Origin of the sequence: Pseudomonas alloputida, from assembly GCF_021283545.2 — a bacterium.
Classification (GTDB): domain Bacteria; phylum Pseudomonadota; class Gammaproteobacteria; order Pseudomonadales; family Pseudomonadaceae; genus Aquipseudomonas; species Aquipseudomonas alloputida.
Genome location: NZ_CP128540.1, coordinates 2,896,037 through 2,909,620, shown reverse-complemented (window position 1 = coordinate 2,909,620; position 13,584 = coordinate 2,896,037). Strand labels below are relative to the sequence as shown.

Sequence of the window (13,584 nt, the reverse complement as noted above, 5' to 3'; positions counted from 1 at the left end):
TTGTTGTCGTTATAGAGAAATACCCGCGGGCTTTGGCGCGGCACACCGCCGCCCGCGGTGCGACTCAGCGCTTGTAGGCCTGCAGGCCTGGCTTGATGCTCTTGTCGTCGAGGAACTGCTTCATGCCCTGCTCGCGGCCGCCGGTAGTGTCCAGCAGGCGCGACTGGTCGAGCTTGGCGTAGAGGTAGTCCTCGTTCTGTTCCCAGGTCAGCTCGCGGCAACGCTTGAAGCCATTCTTCGCGGCACGCAGCACCACCGGGTTCTTTTCCAGCAGGTTCAGCGCCAACTCGCGGGTGGTTTCACGCAGCTCGGCCAGCGGCACACTGTCGTTCACCAGGCCCATCTCGGCAGCCTTGCGACCATCGAAGGTCTTGCCGGTCATGATGTAGTACAGCGACTGACGATGGCCAACGGTATCGGCCATGGCCTTGCTGACCAGGTTACCAGGCGGGATGCCCCAGTTGATTTCCGACAGGCCGAAGGTCGCTTCGTTGGCGCAGATCGCCAGGTCGCATGCCACCAGTGGGCTGAAGCCGCCGCCGAAGCACCAGCCGTTGACCATGGCGATGGTCGGTTTGGCATACAGACGCAGCAACTTCCATTGCCATTGCGAGGCTTCGCGACGAATCTTTTCCTGGAGGATTTCCGGGCCGGCGTCCACCTCGCGGAAGTACTCCTTCAGGTCCATGCCGGCGGTCCAGGACTCGCCGGCACCGGTCAATACCAGCACGCCAGCGTCAGCGTCCTGCTCAAGGGTTTCCAGCACGTCGACCATTTCCCGGTTCAGGGTGGGGCTCATGGCATTGCGTTTTTCCGGGCGATTGAGGGTCACCCAGGCGATGCCCGCTTCCAGTTCGACCTTCACGGTGGTCCAGCGGCCTTCGTATTTGCTCATGGTTCTGCACTCTTGTTGTTCGAGGTGATGGGGCCACGCTAACGGGTCAAATTAGTTATGTCAATTAACCATTAACAATTTTATCTTTGTCCTGGGGTTAGGCGCGCTGCCTTTTTCCAGAACCTCTCTAGCCGAATCGCATAAGGACAGGCAAAATAGGTAACTTTATTACCCATGATCGAGGAGCATGAAACCTGATGGCTAGGTCTGCCCGTAGTACCGACGACGCTTGCGTGGCTGCTCCTGTGGGAGAAGGGGTGCTTGAAGACTTGATCGGCTACGCCTTGCGACGCGCGCAATTGAAGCTGTTTCAGAACCTTATTGCCCGGCTCTCGGCCCATGACCTGCGCCCGGCCCAATTTTCCGCCCTGGCGATCATCGACCAGAACCCCGGGCTGATGCAGGCCGACCTGGCGCGTGCGTTGGCAATCGACCCCCCGCAAGTCGTGCCAATGCTGAACAAACTGGAAGAGCGCGCGCTGGCCGTGCGCGTGCGGTGCAAACCGGACAAGCGCTCGTATGGGATTTTCCTGAGCAAATCGGGCGAGGCCCTGTTGAAGGAGTTGAAGCACATCGCCGCCGACAGCGATCACCAGGCGACATCCAACCTCTCGGATGACGAAAGGACTGAACTGTTGAGGTTATTGAAGAAAATCTACCGGGACTGACTCAGTCAACCCAGCGTGGTGAAATCCGATCGACCTGTTGCGCCTCTTTGACGTCCCAAGAAAGCACCTTGGCAAATCAACCCAGAGGCGAGGTACTCATGAACGACCGCATCATCGCGTTTTTCACCGAAACCACCGTATTCGGCATCTCCATTCTCAATCTGCTGGTGGCGCTGACAGTCGCCACCTTGGTCTTCCTGGTCGCCCGTGCCGCCATCAGTTTCCTGATGCGCCGGGTACGGCGCTGGTCCGAACACGAAGGCCCACTGAGCCAGATAATGGCCAAGGTGCTTTCCGGCACCAGCAACTTTCTGTTGTTGCTGGCCTCCTTGCTGGTGGGCCTGAGCATGCTCGACCTGCCCGAGCGCTGGCTGACCAGGGTCAGCAGCCTGTGGTTCGTGGTCGCGGCCTTGCAGATTGGCCTGTGGGCCAACCGCGCCATCGGCCTGGGCCTGAGCCGTTACTTCGCCCGCCACCGTACCGACGGCCTGAACCAGGGCAGCGCACTGGCAACCCTTTCAGCCTGGGGCGCGCGGGTCCTGTTGTGGTCAGTCGTAGTGCTGGCGATGCTGTCGAACCTGGGGGTGAACATCACCGCCTTCGTCGCCAGCCTGGGCGTGGGCGGCATCGCAGTGGCGCTGGCTGTGCAGAATATCCTTGGCGACCTGTTCGCTTCGTTGTCGATCGCCGTGGACAAGCCGTTCGAGATCGGTGACTTCATCGTCATCGGGCCCCTGGCGGGCACCGTTGAGCACGTCGGCCTCAAAACCACACGCATCCGCAGCCTCGGCGGCGAACAGATCGTCATGGCCAACGCCAGCATGATCAGCAGCACCATCCAGAATTACAAGCGCCTGCAAGAGCGTCGCATCGTGTTCGAGTTCGGGCTTTCCTACGACACGCCCACCGAGGCCGTGAAGAAAGCGCCAGCCATCGTAGAAGACGCCATCAAGGCCCAGGAGCAGGCGCGTTTCGATCGCGCTCACCTGCGCGGCTTCGGCAAAGAGGCGCTGGAGTTCGAGTGTGTCTACATCGTCCAGGACCCAGGCTACAACCTTTACATGGACATTCAGCAGGCGATCAACTTCAGGCTGCTGGAGCGGTTCTCGCAAATCGGCGCCAAGTTCGCCGTGCCGGTGCGCGCGATCAAGGTCACGGCATTGCCAGAGGCGTCCGGCCTGCATGGCCAGGCTCGCGAAGGCCTGAGCATCAGGGGCGCTTGATGCTGGCAACCTGCCCGGCTCGCCAGATAGGTGCACCGCAGGGCGTGCACATGCGCACGCCCTGCCCGCGCTGAAACGCTATTTCAGCGCCGCGGTGAAGCTGTCTTTCAGCACCTCAAGAAGGAAGTCCGCATTGGCCCGGCTGAAAATCATCGAAGGCCGCATTTTCAGCACGTTGTCATGCGGGCCTTCGGTGCCGATCAACACGCCGCGCTCCCGGGCACCATCAGCCACTTTTCTGGCCAGGGCCGTGGCTGGCGCCTTCGACTTGCGGTCAGTGACCAGCACGATGCCGAGGAACAGGCCCAACCCGCGCACATCGCCAATCACGTCGAATTGCTGCTGAAGCTTGCGCAAACCCTCGAGCAGGTAATGGCCGACACTCAAGGCGTTTTCTTTCAACTGGTCGCGCTCGATTGCATCGAGTACCGCCAGGCCTACCGCGCATGACACCGGGTTACCGGCGAAGGTATTGAAATACTCCATGCCGTTGTTGAAAGCATCGGCAACCTCGCGCGTGGTCACTACCGCCGACATCGGGTGGCCGTTACCAATGGGTTTGCCCATGCTGACGGCATCCGGGACCACGCCCTGGGTCTCGAATGCCCACCAGTGGCTGCCGACCCGGCCGAACCCGACCTGAACCTCATCGGCCAGGCACAGCCCACCTTCGGCTCGCACCATGGCGTACACCTCCTTGAGGTAATGTTCGGGCAAAAACACCTGCCCCGCCACGCTGGGGATCGACTCGGCAATGAAAAACCCAGGGCGTTTGCCTGCCTTGCGCATGGCGTCCAGCTGCTCTGCCACCGACTCGGCAAAGCGCTTGCCGTGCGCTTCCACGGGCCAGTGCTCGGGGGCGTAGTAGCTGTCCGGGACCACGGCCTCGTAAACATGCGCCGCCCTGCCCTTGCCCGCCTTGCGCTTGTACTTGTAAGGGCTCAGATCGATCAGTTCCTGAGTGGTGCCGTGGTAGGCCCAGTCCAGCACGATCGCCTGATCACTGCCTGTGTAATTGCGCGCCATACGCAGCATCAGGCTGTTGGCCTCACTCCCCGAGCAGCCAAAGGACGCTACGCAAAGGCCCTTTGGCAAAGTGCCGGTCAGGCGTTCGGCGTATTCGACGATGTTGTCGTGCAGGTAGCGGGTATTGGTGTTGAGCAGCGCAGCCTGGCGGGTCAAGGCTTCGACCACGTCGGGATGACTGTGGCCCAGGTGGCAGACGTTGTTGAAGCAGTCCAGGTAGGCCCGCCCGAAGTTGTCGATCAGCCATACGCCATCACCGCGCACGAACTTGATCGGATCGGTGTACGAAATGGACAGGTTAGGGAGCAGCAGTTCCTTGCGCCTGGTAATGATCTGGGCCTTGGTCATCCCCTGCTGGCTGTAGGTCTCTGGCGGGATACCGGCCAGGGCCGAGGCATCGGGGAACAGGTCGGCCCACGCTTCGCGGTACGCTGGCTCACCCACGCCAATGACCTCGCACGCGCGCAACTGGGTATCGGTGACCAACTGCAGATGCAGGTGGGGGATCCAGCCGCCGTTCTCGTGATCGCTGCCCATGTAACCGACCAGGTCGCCGGCTTCGAGCTTGTCACCGGCCTTCAAACGGCTGAGCGCCTCGTGGGCCATGTGCCCCCACAGTGTCAGAAATGGCGGGCAACCGGGCGGGGTGTGCTCGAGCATCACCAGGCCGCCATAACCCAGCGGGTCTGGCTCGACCTCGACGCTTCTGACGGTGCCGGCAATCGGTGCGTACAGCGGCGTACCTGCTGGCATCAGCAAATCTACTCCCACATGCAGGGTCCGGTGCTGCCCCTTGATGAAGCGAGACTCAAAGGCGCTGTCGGTATAGACGGCACGTACCTCGCCCCATGGCCCGATGCCCAGCGGGGCCTTGTGCGCGGCAGAGAATTCATTCCACCACCGCGTCGCATCTGCAGGGCGCTGCTGGGCCGAGGCAATGGTCATCTCATGGCTGGCATCGCCAAACGGCGCGATGACCTTGTCGAGAATGGCGGCTGACGGGCGCACCAGGTCGGCAAACGACTTGTGGTTGTCGGCAATCCAGCGGCGGACTTCCCCCGCACCTTCGATGGCATCGAAACCACAGGCCTTGCGCAAAATGCCGGTGGCCAACCGTGGGTTCATCGAATCGAGCTGTTCCAGTAGACGCCAGGCAGGCGCTTCACTGATCGCCAGGTAGGGGTTGTCGTCTGTCTGATCCTGCCGGGAAGCGGAGAACGTCACGCTGATGACCAAGCGCATGGCAATCAGGTTGAACAACACATCAAGTTCTTGCGCTTGCAACGGGTACTTTTCGTGGAAGCCGGCCACCAGCGCAGCAGCAGCGCCGATCGGGTCGTCCATGTCGAGAATGGCGTACGCGCTGGCGATCGCGACCTCGGCAATCAGAACGGTGTGCACCGCATCGCCAAAATCGATGAAGCCAGTCACGCTACGGGGCGTTTCGGCATCGACCAGGATGTTCCAGTCGTTGGCATCGTTGTGGATCACCTGGGCGCGAAGGGAAGCCAGTTTAGGCTGTACAGTCTGTTCGAACCGGGCGATGAAGCGCTCGGCAACGGCCCGCCGATCAGGGTCCTTGATGCAGTGCAGCCGCGAACGGGAGCGCGCAGCATGGCGTAAGTCCCAGTCCAGGTTACGGACTGCGCCCGGGTGCATGAAGCCCTGCAGGGCACGGTCAAGTTCACCGAGTGCCTGGCCGAAGTTTCTCATCAACGCCAAAGAGCGTCTGGCCTTGGCAAGTGGCGTGCCGGCCAGCCAGCTGACCAGGCGCACAGCGTGCTGTTCACCGGTGCTGCTGGCCACAGACGGCAGGTAGTCGCCCGTCACGCTGGCCCGCAGGTGTGGCACGCCCAAATGCGCGCCATGCACGGCCAGGTGATCGAGTAGCGCGGTTTGAAACTCGCTTTCTACCCTGGGCTCGCTGGCATTGACGATTTTCAGTATCCAGCCTGCATCTACGCCAGTCTCCAGCCGGTAATTGCGATCACGCTCCCCATCCAGGGGCGTTGCAGTGCCGGTGACATTGAAGAAATCTTTTGCAAGGCCCTCTGCATCGCTTGCCGAAAACCGAGGTGCCGGGTGGGAAAGGTCTGTCATATCATCAGGTTCCGAGCGCGCTGATTGTTTTTCAATAGCTTGTCATGCGCCGCCGAAACGGACACCCTGCATACGGTCGGGCGCAACAGGCATTATGCCGGTTCCGACCGGCATAATGACGGCAAGCTTATCAAGGGGCTGCAATGCGTGACCTGGACGCTAAAGATCGCGAGATTCTTGAGGTACTTTCGAAGGACGCGCGTATTGCGCTCAAGGCGTTAGCCGGCCGCATAGGCCTTTCCCGAAGTGCCACCACCGAGCGTGTCGCCAACCTTGAACGCAGCGGGGTCATTCGCGGTTATCGCGCTGACATCGGCGAAATAGACGCCAACGTGATACGCGCGATCTTGCTGGTGACGTTGCAGCGCACGCCTGCCATGGGGCTGCTCGACCAGTTGGCAACGGACGCGCGCGTACGGCGGGTTTCGTCGGTGAGCGGTCAGCTCGACCTGGTGGTTGAAGTGGAGACCCGAACGATCGACGACCTCAACCAGGTACGTGACAACGTGGCACGTCACGAATCAGTGGATGACATTACCACGTCGGTAGTCCTGCGCCGTGATATCGACCGCCAGGGCGCCTGATACCTGCAGAGGCAGTAGACAGGCCGTACTCACCCAGGCCTCACAGGTGTCGAAGCACGCCCTGAATCTCGCCTACGACCTGTCGCGTTGCCTCGTCGACGGTCCCTTCATTACGGCACAGCACCCAGCCTTGTTCTGCAACCGCACGCTCGAACGCCTCGGTACAGGCAACCTGTTCATCCAGGTTATGGATCACCGTACTGCCCAACCCACGCGTGCGCGCCGCGGCCCTCGCCCATGAGGTTTCAGGCGTTGTGACAACCCCGACATGCAAATCGGGCACTTGCACGTTTCGTTCGAGGTTCAGGCGCAGGATCTTGTCAAACGGCACTGTGCGGCGAAACGCAGCGTCAGAGGGGTACCAGCGGTCAATCAGGATGATGCTGTCAGCGGGCTGCCTGGGCAGTACATGTCGGGAAATCCAGGCTCGGCTTTCAGCGAAGCGTTCGCAAACCTTGAACTCAAGGTCCTGGCAAGGGCTTCTGGAAAGCTGGTTGACCAGGGCCATGGTCTCGCCCCGGTGAGGATCATTCTTTCTTTCGCAAAGGCGGATCACCTTGTTCCCGTCCAGCCGTAACGCTTGAGTGACGGCCTCCAGCAGCGTGGTCTTGCCGGTACCCTTGGGCCCATCGAAGGAAATAAACAGCGGGCGGTTCATCGTGCAATACCAGTTGGCTCAAGCGCGGGATAAGACCATTGATCGTAGCTGCCTTCAAGCGATTCTCGACGGGAGTACATCCGTACTCCACGCTGTGATCAAAGCATTGCCTTGGGAATGGACCGGCATTGCCCGACCCGCCATCCCCAAGGCGTGCAATGCCTGCTAGGCTGACGGACGATGGCGGACCTGCAGCCCGCCTCCCCTTACCCACAGGCACGGGCCAATGACCTACAACCCCCAAGTAAACCTGACCAACTGCGACCGCGAGCCCATCCAGATTCCCGGGAGCATCCAGCCCCATGGCTGCCTGCTGGCCTGTGATGCCTCGGCGACCGTAGTGCTGCGCCATTCGGTCAACGCCCCACAGATGCTGGGTGTAGCAAACGATATCAATGGTCAGAAACTGCACGCGGTGCTGGGTGACGAGGTCACGCATACGCTTCGCAACGCACTTGCCCGTACCCGGGATGCCTCGCGTCCCGCGCTCAGTTTCGGCGTGACGCTGCCCAACGGCGCGGCCGTCGACATCGCTGCCCACTTGTACAAAGGCACGGCAATCCTCGAATTCGAGCCCGCCGGGGCGAGCATCGCCGAACCGATCGAGCTGGCCCGCACACTGATTGCCCAACTGCGCGAAATCGACCAGACCCACAAGCTGTTCCGCGACGCCGCCCGCTTTGTCAGGGCGGTGCTCGGTTACGACCGGGTGATGATCTACCAGCTAGGAGCCGACGGTGCCGGCAAGGTGGTTGCCGAGTCCAAGCGTAGCGACCTCGAAAGCTTCATGGGCCAGTACTTCCCTGCCTCCGATATCCCCCAGCAGGCCCGCGCGCTCTACCTGCGCAACCCGATCCGGGTAATCTCCGACGCCCAGTTCAATACGGTCGCCATCAACCCGGTGCTCGACCCCTCGGGCGAACCGCTCGACCTGTCCTACGCGCACCTGCGCAGCGTCTCGCCGATCCATTGCGAATACCTGTGCAACATGGGCGTGGGCGCCTCGATGTCGATTTCCGTCATCGTCAACGGCGAGCTGTGGGGAATGATTGCCTGTCATCACTACGCACCGCGCACGCTGGCCATGGGGCAACGTGTGGCCGCCGAGATGTTCGGTGAGTTCTTCTCCCTGCATATCGAGACCCTGCGTAGCCGGCAAAAACTCGAAGCCGCCGTGCGCATCCACAAAGCGCTGGACAGCCTGCTGCGCGACGCCAACCAGGCGGCGGACATTGATGGGTTCTTCCACGCACGCCTGCCCCGGTTGATGTCGCTGATTCCCTGCGACGGCATCGGCATGTCGCTGCTAGGCCGCTGGTCGTGCGCAGGGCTGGCGCCGCCCCAAACGGCCGTGCCTGATCTGCTGCGCCTGGCAGACATGGTCAGCGAAGGCCGAATCTGGGCGTCCAATCGCCTGTCGACGGTGCTTCCGTCGGCCCAGGCGTATTTTAATGATGTGTCTGGTGTGCTGATTATTCCGATGTCGCAACACCCAAGGGATTACTTGATCTTCTTCCGCAAGGAGGTGGTCGAGACACTCGATTGGGCCGGGGACCCGAACAAGACCTATGACAGCGGCGCGTTGGGCGACCGCCTGACGCCCCGCAAGAGCTTCGCCATCTGGAAAGAAACCGTTCACCAGCAGTCGCTACCCTGGACCGAGCAGGACCGCCAGTTTGGCGATGCCATCCGCACCGCTATCGTCGAGGTGGTGCTGCACAATAGCGAACTGCTCGCCAGTGAACGCGCCAAAGCCGACGTGCGCCAGCGCATGCTCAACGAAGAGCTCAACCACAGGGTCAAGAACATCCTGTCGCTGATTGGTGCACTGGTTGCCCATCCGACCCCGGAGAGCCAGACGCTGCAGGACTATGTGGCAACGCTCAAAGGGCGTATCCAGGCCTTGTCGTTGGCCCATGACCAGGTGGTGCGCGGTGACGGTGGCGGGCGCCTGGCGAAGCTGCTGGAGGCCGAGCTTTCTCCCTATCGCACGGCTGCCGACGTGATCGAGTTGCAGGGCCCGAACGTCATCCTCGATGCGCGCGCGTACTCGGTCATGGCCCTGGTGCTGCATGAACTGGCCACCAACGCGGCCAAGTATGGTGCGCTATCGCGGGCTGGCGGCAAGCTTTCGGTGAGCTGGGCAATCGACGCCAGCAACGCCTGTGCCATCAGTTGGCGGGAAATGGGTGGGCCAACGGTACGCCCGCCCAGCCGCAGCGGCTTCGGCACGGTGCTGATCGACCGCAGCATCCCGTTCGACCTGGGTGGCACCAGCGCGGTGGAATATCACCCCGAAGGCCTGCAAGGCTTTTTCAGAATCCCGGCCAAGCACCTTTCCGTAGCCGAAGCGGCAGAAACCGCTCTCCCGGCCACGCCTCTGGCCCGTGCGAACGGTGCGTTTGCAGCGCGCTCGGGCTTGTGTGTGCTGATACTCGAGGATCAACTGGTGATTGCGGTAGGCCTGGAGCAAATTCTCAACGATGCGCAAATCAAGGACGTGATCACCGCCAGCTCCGAGGACCAAGCCATGCAACTGCTTGGCAGCCACAAGCCGGACGCGGCAATACTGGATGTCAACCTGGGCACCGGAACCTCCATTTCCGTAGCGGATGAGCTGGTTCGCCGGCAGGTTCCGTTCCTCTTTGCCACCGGCTATGGCGACGGCATCAGCATTCCCGAGCACTTGCAGCATGTGCCCGTCGCGCGCAAGCCTTATGACGCCAATGCCATTCTGGCCAGCCTGCAAAGCCTGCTTGAGCTGGGGTGAATGGGATACTGAAGCAGCCTTGTATTGCGAAAAGGCCCGTAAAGCCGACACATTACCGTCAGCTATACGGGCCTCTTTGCAGCACCAGGCCGCGCCGGCAAAAAGACGGCGCCGGCCTGTCAGGGCTTACACCGCCAGGGCGCGCTCACGCAGCTCGCTGTTGAGGATGCGGTCGTTCTCGCTGTAATCGACCGGGCAGTCGATCACGTGCACACCTGGGGTCTTGATGCAGTGCTCCAGCAGCGGCAGCAGGCCTTCGGCGCTTTCCACGCGGTGGCCGTTGGCGCCGTAGGCTTCGGCATACTTGACGAAGTCCGGGTTGCCGTAGTCCAGGCCGAAATCGGTGAAGCCCATGTTGGCCTGCTTCCAGCGGATCATGCCGTAGCCGTCGTCACGCAGGATCACCACGGTGATGTGCATGCCCAGACGTACTGCAGTTTCCAGTTCCTGGCTGTTCATCATGAAGCCGCCGTCGCCACACACCGAGATTACCGGGCGGTCCGGGTGCACCAGGTGCGCGGCCATTGCCGATGGCAGGCCGGCGCCCATGGTCGCCAGGGCGTTGTCCAGCAGCACGGTGTTTGGCTTGTGCGCTTTGTAGTTGCGGGCGAACCAGATCTTGTAGATGCCGTTGTCCAGGGCGACGATGCCTTCGGACGGCAGTACACGACGGATGTCAGCCACCATGCGCTGTGGGTAGACCGGGAAGCGGTCGTCGTCGGCGCCTTCGGCGATCTGTGCTTCGTTGGCTTCACGGATGGCCATCAGGCGGGTGAAGTCCCAGTGCGACGTGTCGTTCAGTGCTTCACTGATCTGCCACACGGCGTTGGCGATGTCGCCGATCACTTCTACTTGCGGGAAGTACACGGCATCGACTTCGGCAGAGCGGAAGTTGATGTGGATGACTTCGGTGCCGCCACGGACCATGAAGAACGGCGGCTTCTCGATCACATCGTGGCCGATGTTGATGATCAGGTCGGCGGCTTCGACGGCGCGGTGAACGAAGTCGCCCGACGACAGCGCAGCGTTGCCGAGGAAGCGCGGGTGGCGCTCGTCGACCACGCCTTTACCCATCTGGGTGGTGATGAACGGGATGCCGGTCTTGTCGATCAGCTGCTTGAGGACCTTGGCGGTCATCTTGCGGTTGGCACCGGCACCGATCACCAGGATCGGATTACGCGCGTTCTGCAGTTTCTCGACGGCAGCTTCAATGGCCACGTGCTCGGCCAGCGGGCGGCGGTGCAGGCTGCGCGGGATCGGCAGCGCGTCGGTCTGCTCGGCGGCGATGTCTTCCGGTAGCTCCAGGTGCACCGCACCCGGCTTTTCTTCTTCGGCCAGGCGGAAGGCTTCGCGCATGCGGGCCGGGATGTTGTCGGCCGAGGCGAACTGGTGGGTGTACTTGGTGATGGGGTCCATCATGCCGCACACGTCAATGATCTGGAAGCGACCCTGCTTGGACTTCTTGATCGGCTTCTGCCCGGTGATCATCATCATCGGCATGCCGCCCAGGTAGGCGTAGGCGCTGGCGGTCACCAGGTTGGTGGCACCAGGGCCGAGGGTCGACAGGCTGACGCCGGTCTTGCCGGTCAGACGACCGTAGGTGGCAGCCATGAAACCTGCAGACTGCTCGTGACGGGTCAGTACCAGCTTGATCTTCGACTTGCGCAGGGATTCGAGCAGGTCGAGGTTTTCCTCACCGGGAATGCCGAATACATACTCGACACCTTCGTTTTCCAGGCATTGCACAACGACATCGGCGGCCTTGGCCATTTGGGGTACTACCTCAAAATCTTTGTGGGATTGCAGATTTATTAAGCTGCGTGACTGAGATGTTGCAGGATGTCTCAGTGGCGCGCATCGTAGGCCCTCTGGTTAATAATAATAAATATATTGTTATGATGCTTAGCATCACAGTTCGTTATGAATGCATCCCGCATGAAAGGTAGCACCCCTCAATGAACCTCAAGGCATTGCGCTGCTGTGTCGAAATCGTCCGGCAAGGCAGCTTCACCAAGGCCGCGCAGCACCTGCACATCGCCCAGCCCGCGCTGAGCATGGCCGTTACCCGGCTGGAAGAAGAACTGGGGGTAACCCTGTTCAACCGCACCACGCGCAAAGTGATCCTCACGGCAGAAGGCGAGCAGTTCTTGCCGCGCATTGCCTCTGCCCTGCGCGAAATGGACGTTGCCCGGCAAGAGCTGCGCGACATGGCTGACCTCAAGCGCGGTGAAGTACGCCTAGGTATCCCGCCGATGTTCGGCCTGCACTACGTCCCCGGGTTGATGAACGCCTTCCGCAAGTCGTACCCGGGCATTGCCATGACCGTGTTCGAAGGCAGTGCCGAAGACATTGGCCATCGCCTGGAGCAACGGGAAATCGACCTGGCGCTGCTGGAGTCCCGGCGTGTACCGCCCGACAAGGAGTCGATCCTGCTGGGCAGCGACGAGATGCTGGCGTGCATGCACCCGGATCACCCCTATGCCGGCAAGGCCTACCTCACCGCCGAAGACCTGCGCAATACCGACATGGTGGTGTTCGATCGCACCTTCGTTCAACGCCATCTTCTGGATGCGTTCTTCGCCGAACATGGCATCACTTACCAGGTGGCGCTACAGAGCAACTTCGTCTCGCTGGTGGTGCAGGCCGCGCTGGACAACATGGGGGTGGCGACCCTGCTGCGCTCGGTGCAGCAACGCACGCCAGGCATCGTCGGCGTGCCGTTCCGGCCAGCACAGCAGATGAGTTTCCGCTTGTGCTGGCGCTCGGGGGAATACCTGTCGCTGGCCAGCAAGCGGTTCATCGACTTTGCTGCACAGACGCATTACCTGGAGCGGTGAGGGCCAGTCTTCTGGGCGAGATGAGCAATCACCTGCTCCGCGGCACGCCCCAGGCAGCCTTTGAAAAAGTGATTGGCACCGGCGTATACCGACACTGCCCGTTGTTCAGGGCCAGCCCATTGCAGCAGGTTGGCCAGCGGTGCCATTTCATCCTGTTCACCCTGCAGTAACAGGCAATCCCCAGGCAGCGGCAATGGCTCGTAATAGCGCCCTCCCGGTACATCCCCCACCGGCAGCCCCATCAATGCGACTGCCTGCAACTGCCCTTCCAGCGCACAGGCAACCCGGGCGAACACGTAGGCCCCAAAGGAAAACCCGACCAGGGCTACCGGCAGCTCGGGCTGTTGCTGGTTGAAGTGACGGATGACCGCGATGCAATCCTCGGCTTCACCGATGCCCTGGTCGTGCGTGCCTTGCGTCTGCCCCACCCCACGAAAGCTCGGCCGTACCACTTGCCAGCCGGCTGCACGCAGCTGCCGTGCAAGGGTCAGTGGCACGATATGCCGTGGGCTACCGCCCAGCAGCGGTTGCGGATGGCTGACCAGCACCAGCCCTTTGGGTGGTCCGTCGGGGTAGTCGATCAACAGCTCGATCTGGCCGACGGCCCCATCGATAAGCAGCGGGTTGCGCGGGGTATCTGACATTGCAGTTGTCCTTGTGAACCGAATGTGTGGCGCGTGTACTCACCGTTTGCCGAGCGTTGGCGCGTCACCGCCCGCAGTCTAAAAGAGCAGGCGTACCCGCTGCCACAGGATCCCGTCACTTCAGCCAGGGGCGTAGCAAGCGCGCCCGTACTGAGCAGGACACGGGCTGCAACGTCGCG

General features: G+C 61.6%; 10 protein-coding genes. 5 read left to right on the top strand and 5 right to left on the bottom strand.

The window, feature by feature from the left end:
- Positions 1-64: 64 nt before the first annotated feature.
- Positions 65-895, bottom strand: a complete 831-nt coding sequence (locus LU682_RS13225) for a p-hydroxycinnamoyl CoA hydratase/lyase (RefSeq protein WP_010954234.1) — start codon at positions 893-895, stop codon at positions 65-67.
- Positions 896-1,092: 197 nt separating this feature from the next.
- Here LU682_RS13225 and LU682_RS13220 point away from each other — a divergent pair, with 197 nt between their 5' ends.
- Both LU682_RS13220 and LU682_RS13215 read left to right on the top strand, forming a co-directional pair.
- Positions 1,093-1,563 (top strand): MarR family winged helix-turn-helix transcriptional regulator, encoded by a 471-nt coding sequence (locus tag LU682_RS13220; protein ID WP_010954235.1) that lies wholly within the window; start codon positions 1,093-1,095, stop codon positions 1,561-1,563.
- A 98-nt stretch (positions 1,564-1,661) separates the two neighbouring features.
- Positions 1,662-2,786, top strand: a complete 1,125-nt coding sequence (locus LU682_RS13215; RefSeq protein ID WP_010954236.1) for a mechanosensitive ion channel family protein — start codon at positions 1,662-1,664, stop codon at positions 2,784-2,786.
- A gap of 78 nt (positions 2,787-2,864) precedes the next feature.
- On the opposite strand, the gene LU682_RS13210 is transcribed toward LU682_RS13215, so the two are convergent.
- Positions 2,865-5,912 (bottom strand): aminotransferase class III-fold pyridoxal phosphate-dependent enzyme, encoded by a 3,048-nt coding sequence (locus LU682_RS13210; protein WP_010954237.1) that lies wholly within the window; start codon positions 5,910-5,912, stop codon positions 2,865-2,867.
- Between the two features lie 143 nt (positions 5,913-6,055).
- Here LU682_RS13210 and LU682_RS13205 point away from each other — a divergent pair, with 143 nt between their 5' ends.
- Entirely contained in the window at positions 6,056-6,496 is a 441-nt protein-coding gene (locus LU682_RS13205; RefSeq protein WP_004374903.1) for an Lrp/AsnC family transcriptional regulator, read from the top strand.
- A gap of 40 nt (positions 6,497-6,536) precedes the next feature.
- On the opposite strand, the gene LU682_RS13200 is transcribed toward LU682_RS13205, so the two are convergent.
- Positions 6,537-7,154 carry a dTMP kinase gene (locus tag LU682_RS13200; RefSeq protein ID WP_010954238.1) on the bottom strand — a complete coding sequence of 206 codons (618 nt, stop codon included), beginning with the start codon at positions 7,152-7,154 and terminating at the stop codon, positions 6,537-6,539.
- 226 nt (positions 7,155-7,380) lie between these two features.
- On the opposite strand from LU682_RS13200, the gene LU682_RS13195 reads away from it, so the two are divergent.
- On the top strand, positions 7,381-9,924 hold the full coding sequence (locus tag LU682_RS13195; protein WP_010954239.1) for an HWE histidine kinase domain-containing protein: 2,544 nt from the start codon (positions 7,381-7,383) through the stop codon (positions 9,922-9,924).
- Positions 9,925-10,050: 126 nt separating this feature from the next.
- Here the strand turns inward: LU682_RS13195 and LU682_RS13190 are convergent, their stop codons facing one another.
- A complete protein-coding gene (locus tag LU682_RS13190; protein ID WP_004576806.1) occupies positions 10,051-11,694 on the bottom strand; it encodes an acetolactate synthase large subunit in 1,644 nt (547 codons plus the stop codon).
- Positions 11,695-11,879: 185 nt separating this feature from the next.
- On the opposite strand from LU682_RS13190, the gene LU682_RS13185 reads away from it, so the two are divergent.
- Positions 11,880-12,761: a LysR family transcriptional regulator gene (locus LU682_RS13185; RefSeq protein WP_004374921.1), complete on the top strand. Its 882-nt coding sequence runs from the start codon at positions 11,880-11,882 to the stop codon at positions 12,759-12,761.
- On the opposite strand, the gene LU682_RS13180 is transcribed toward LU682_RS13185, so the two are convergent.
- Complete coding sequence (locus LU682_RS13180; RefSeq protein WP_010954240.1) at positions 12,746-13,405, bottom strand: alpha/beta hydrolase; 660 nt, start codon at positions 13,403-13,405, stop codon at positions 12,746-12,748. The genes LU682_RS13185 and LU682_RS13180 overlap by 16 nt on opposite strands.
- Positions 13,406-13,584 lie beyond the last annotated feature (179 nt).

Bases quoted from the DNA above. Each gene is read 5' to 3' on its own strand.
- LU682_RS13225 (WP_010954234.1), bottom strand. From the start codon at position 895: ATGAGCAAATACGAAGGCCGCTGGACCACCGTGAAGGTCGAACTGGAA.
- LU682_RS13220 (WP_010954235.1), top strand. From the start codon at position 1,093: ATGGCTAGGTCTGCCCGTAGTACCGACGACGCTTGCGTGGCTGCTCCT.
- LU682_RS13215 (WP_010954236.1), top strand. From the start codon at position 1,662: ATGAACGACCGCATCATCGCGTTTTTCACCGAAACCACCGTATTCGGC.
- LU682_RS13210 (WP_010954237.1), bottom strand. From the start codon at position 5,912: ATGACAGACCTTTCCCACCCGGCACCTCGGTTTTCGGCAAGCGATGCA.
- LU682_RS13205 (WP_004374903.1), top strand. From the start codon at position 6,056: ATGCGTGACCTGGACGCTAAAGATCGCGAGATTCTTGAGGTACTTTCG.
- LU682_RS13200 (WP_010954238.1), bottom strand. From the start codon at position 7,154: ATGAACCGCCCGCTGTTTATTTCCTTCGATGGGCCCAAGGGTACCGGC.
- LU682_RS13195 (WP_010954239.1), top strand. From the start codon at position 7,381: ATGACCTACAACCCCCAAGTAAACCTGACCAACTGCGACCGCGAGCCC.
- LU682_RS13190 (WP_004576806.1), bottom strand. From the start codon at position 11,694: ATGGCCAAGGCCGCCGATGTCGTTGTGCAATGCCTGGAAAACGAAGGT.
- LU682_RS13185 (WP_004374921.1), top strand. From the start codon at position 11,880: ATGAACCTCAAGGCATTGCGCTGCTGTGTCGAAATCGTCCGGCAAGGC.
- LU682_RS13180 (WP_010954240.1), bottom strand. From the start codon at position 13,405: ATGTCAGATACCCCGCGCAACCCGCTGCTTATCGATGGGGCCGTCGGC.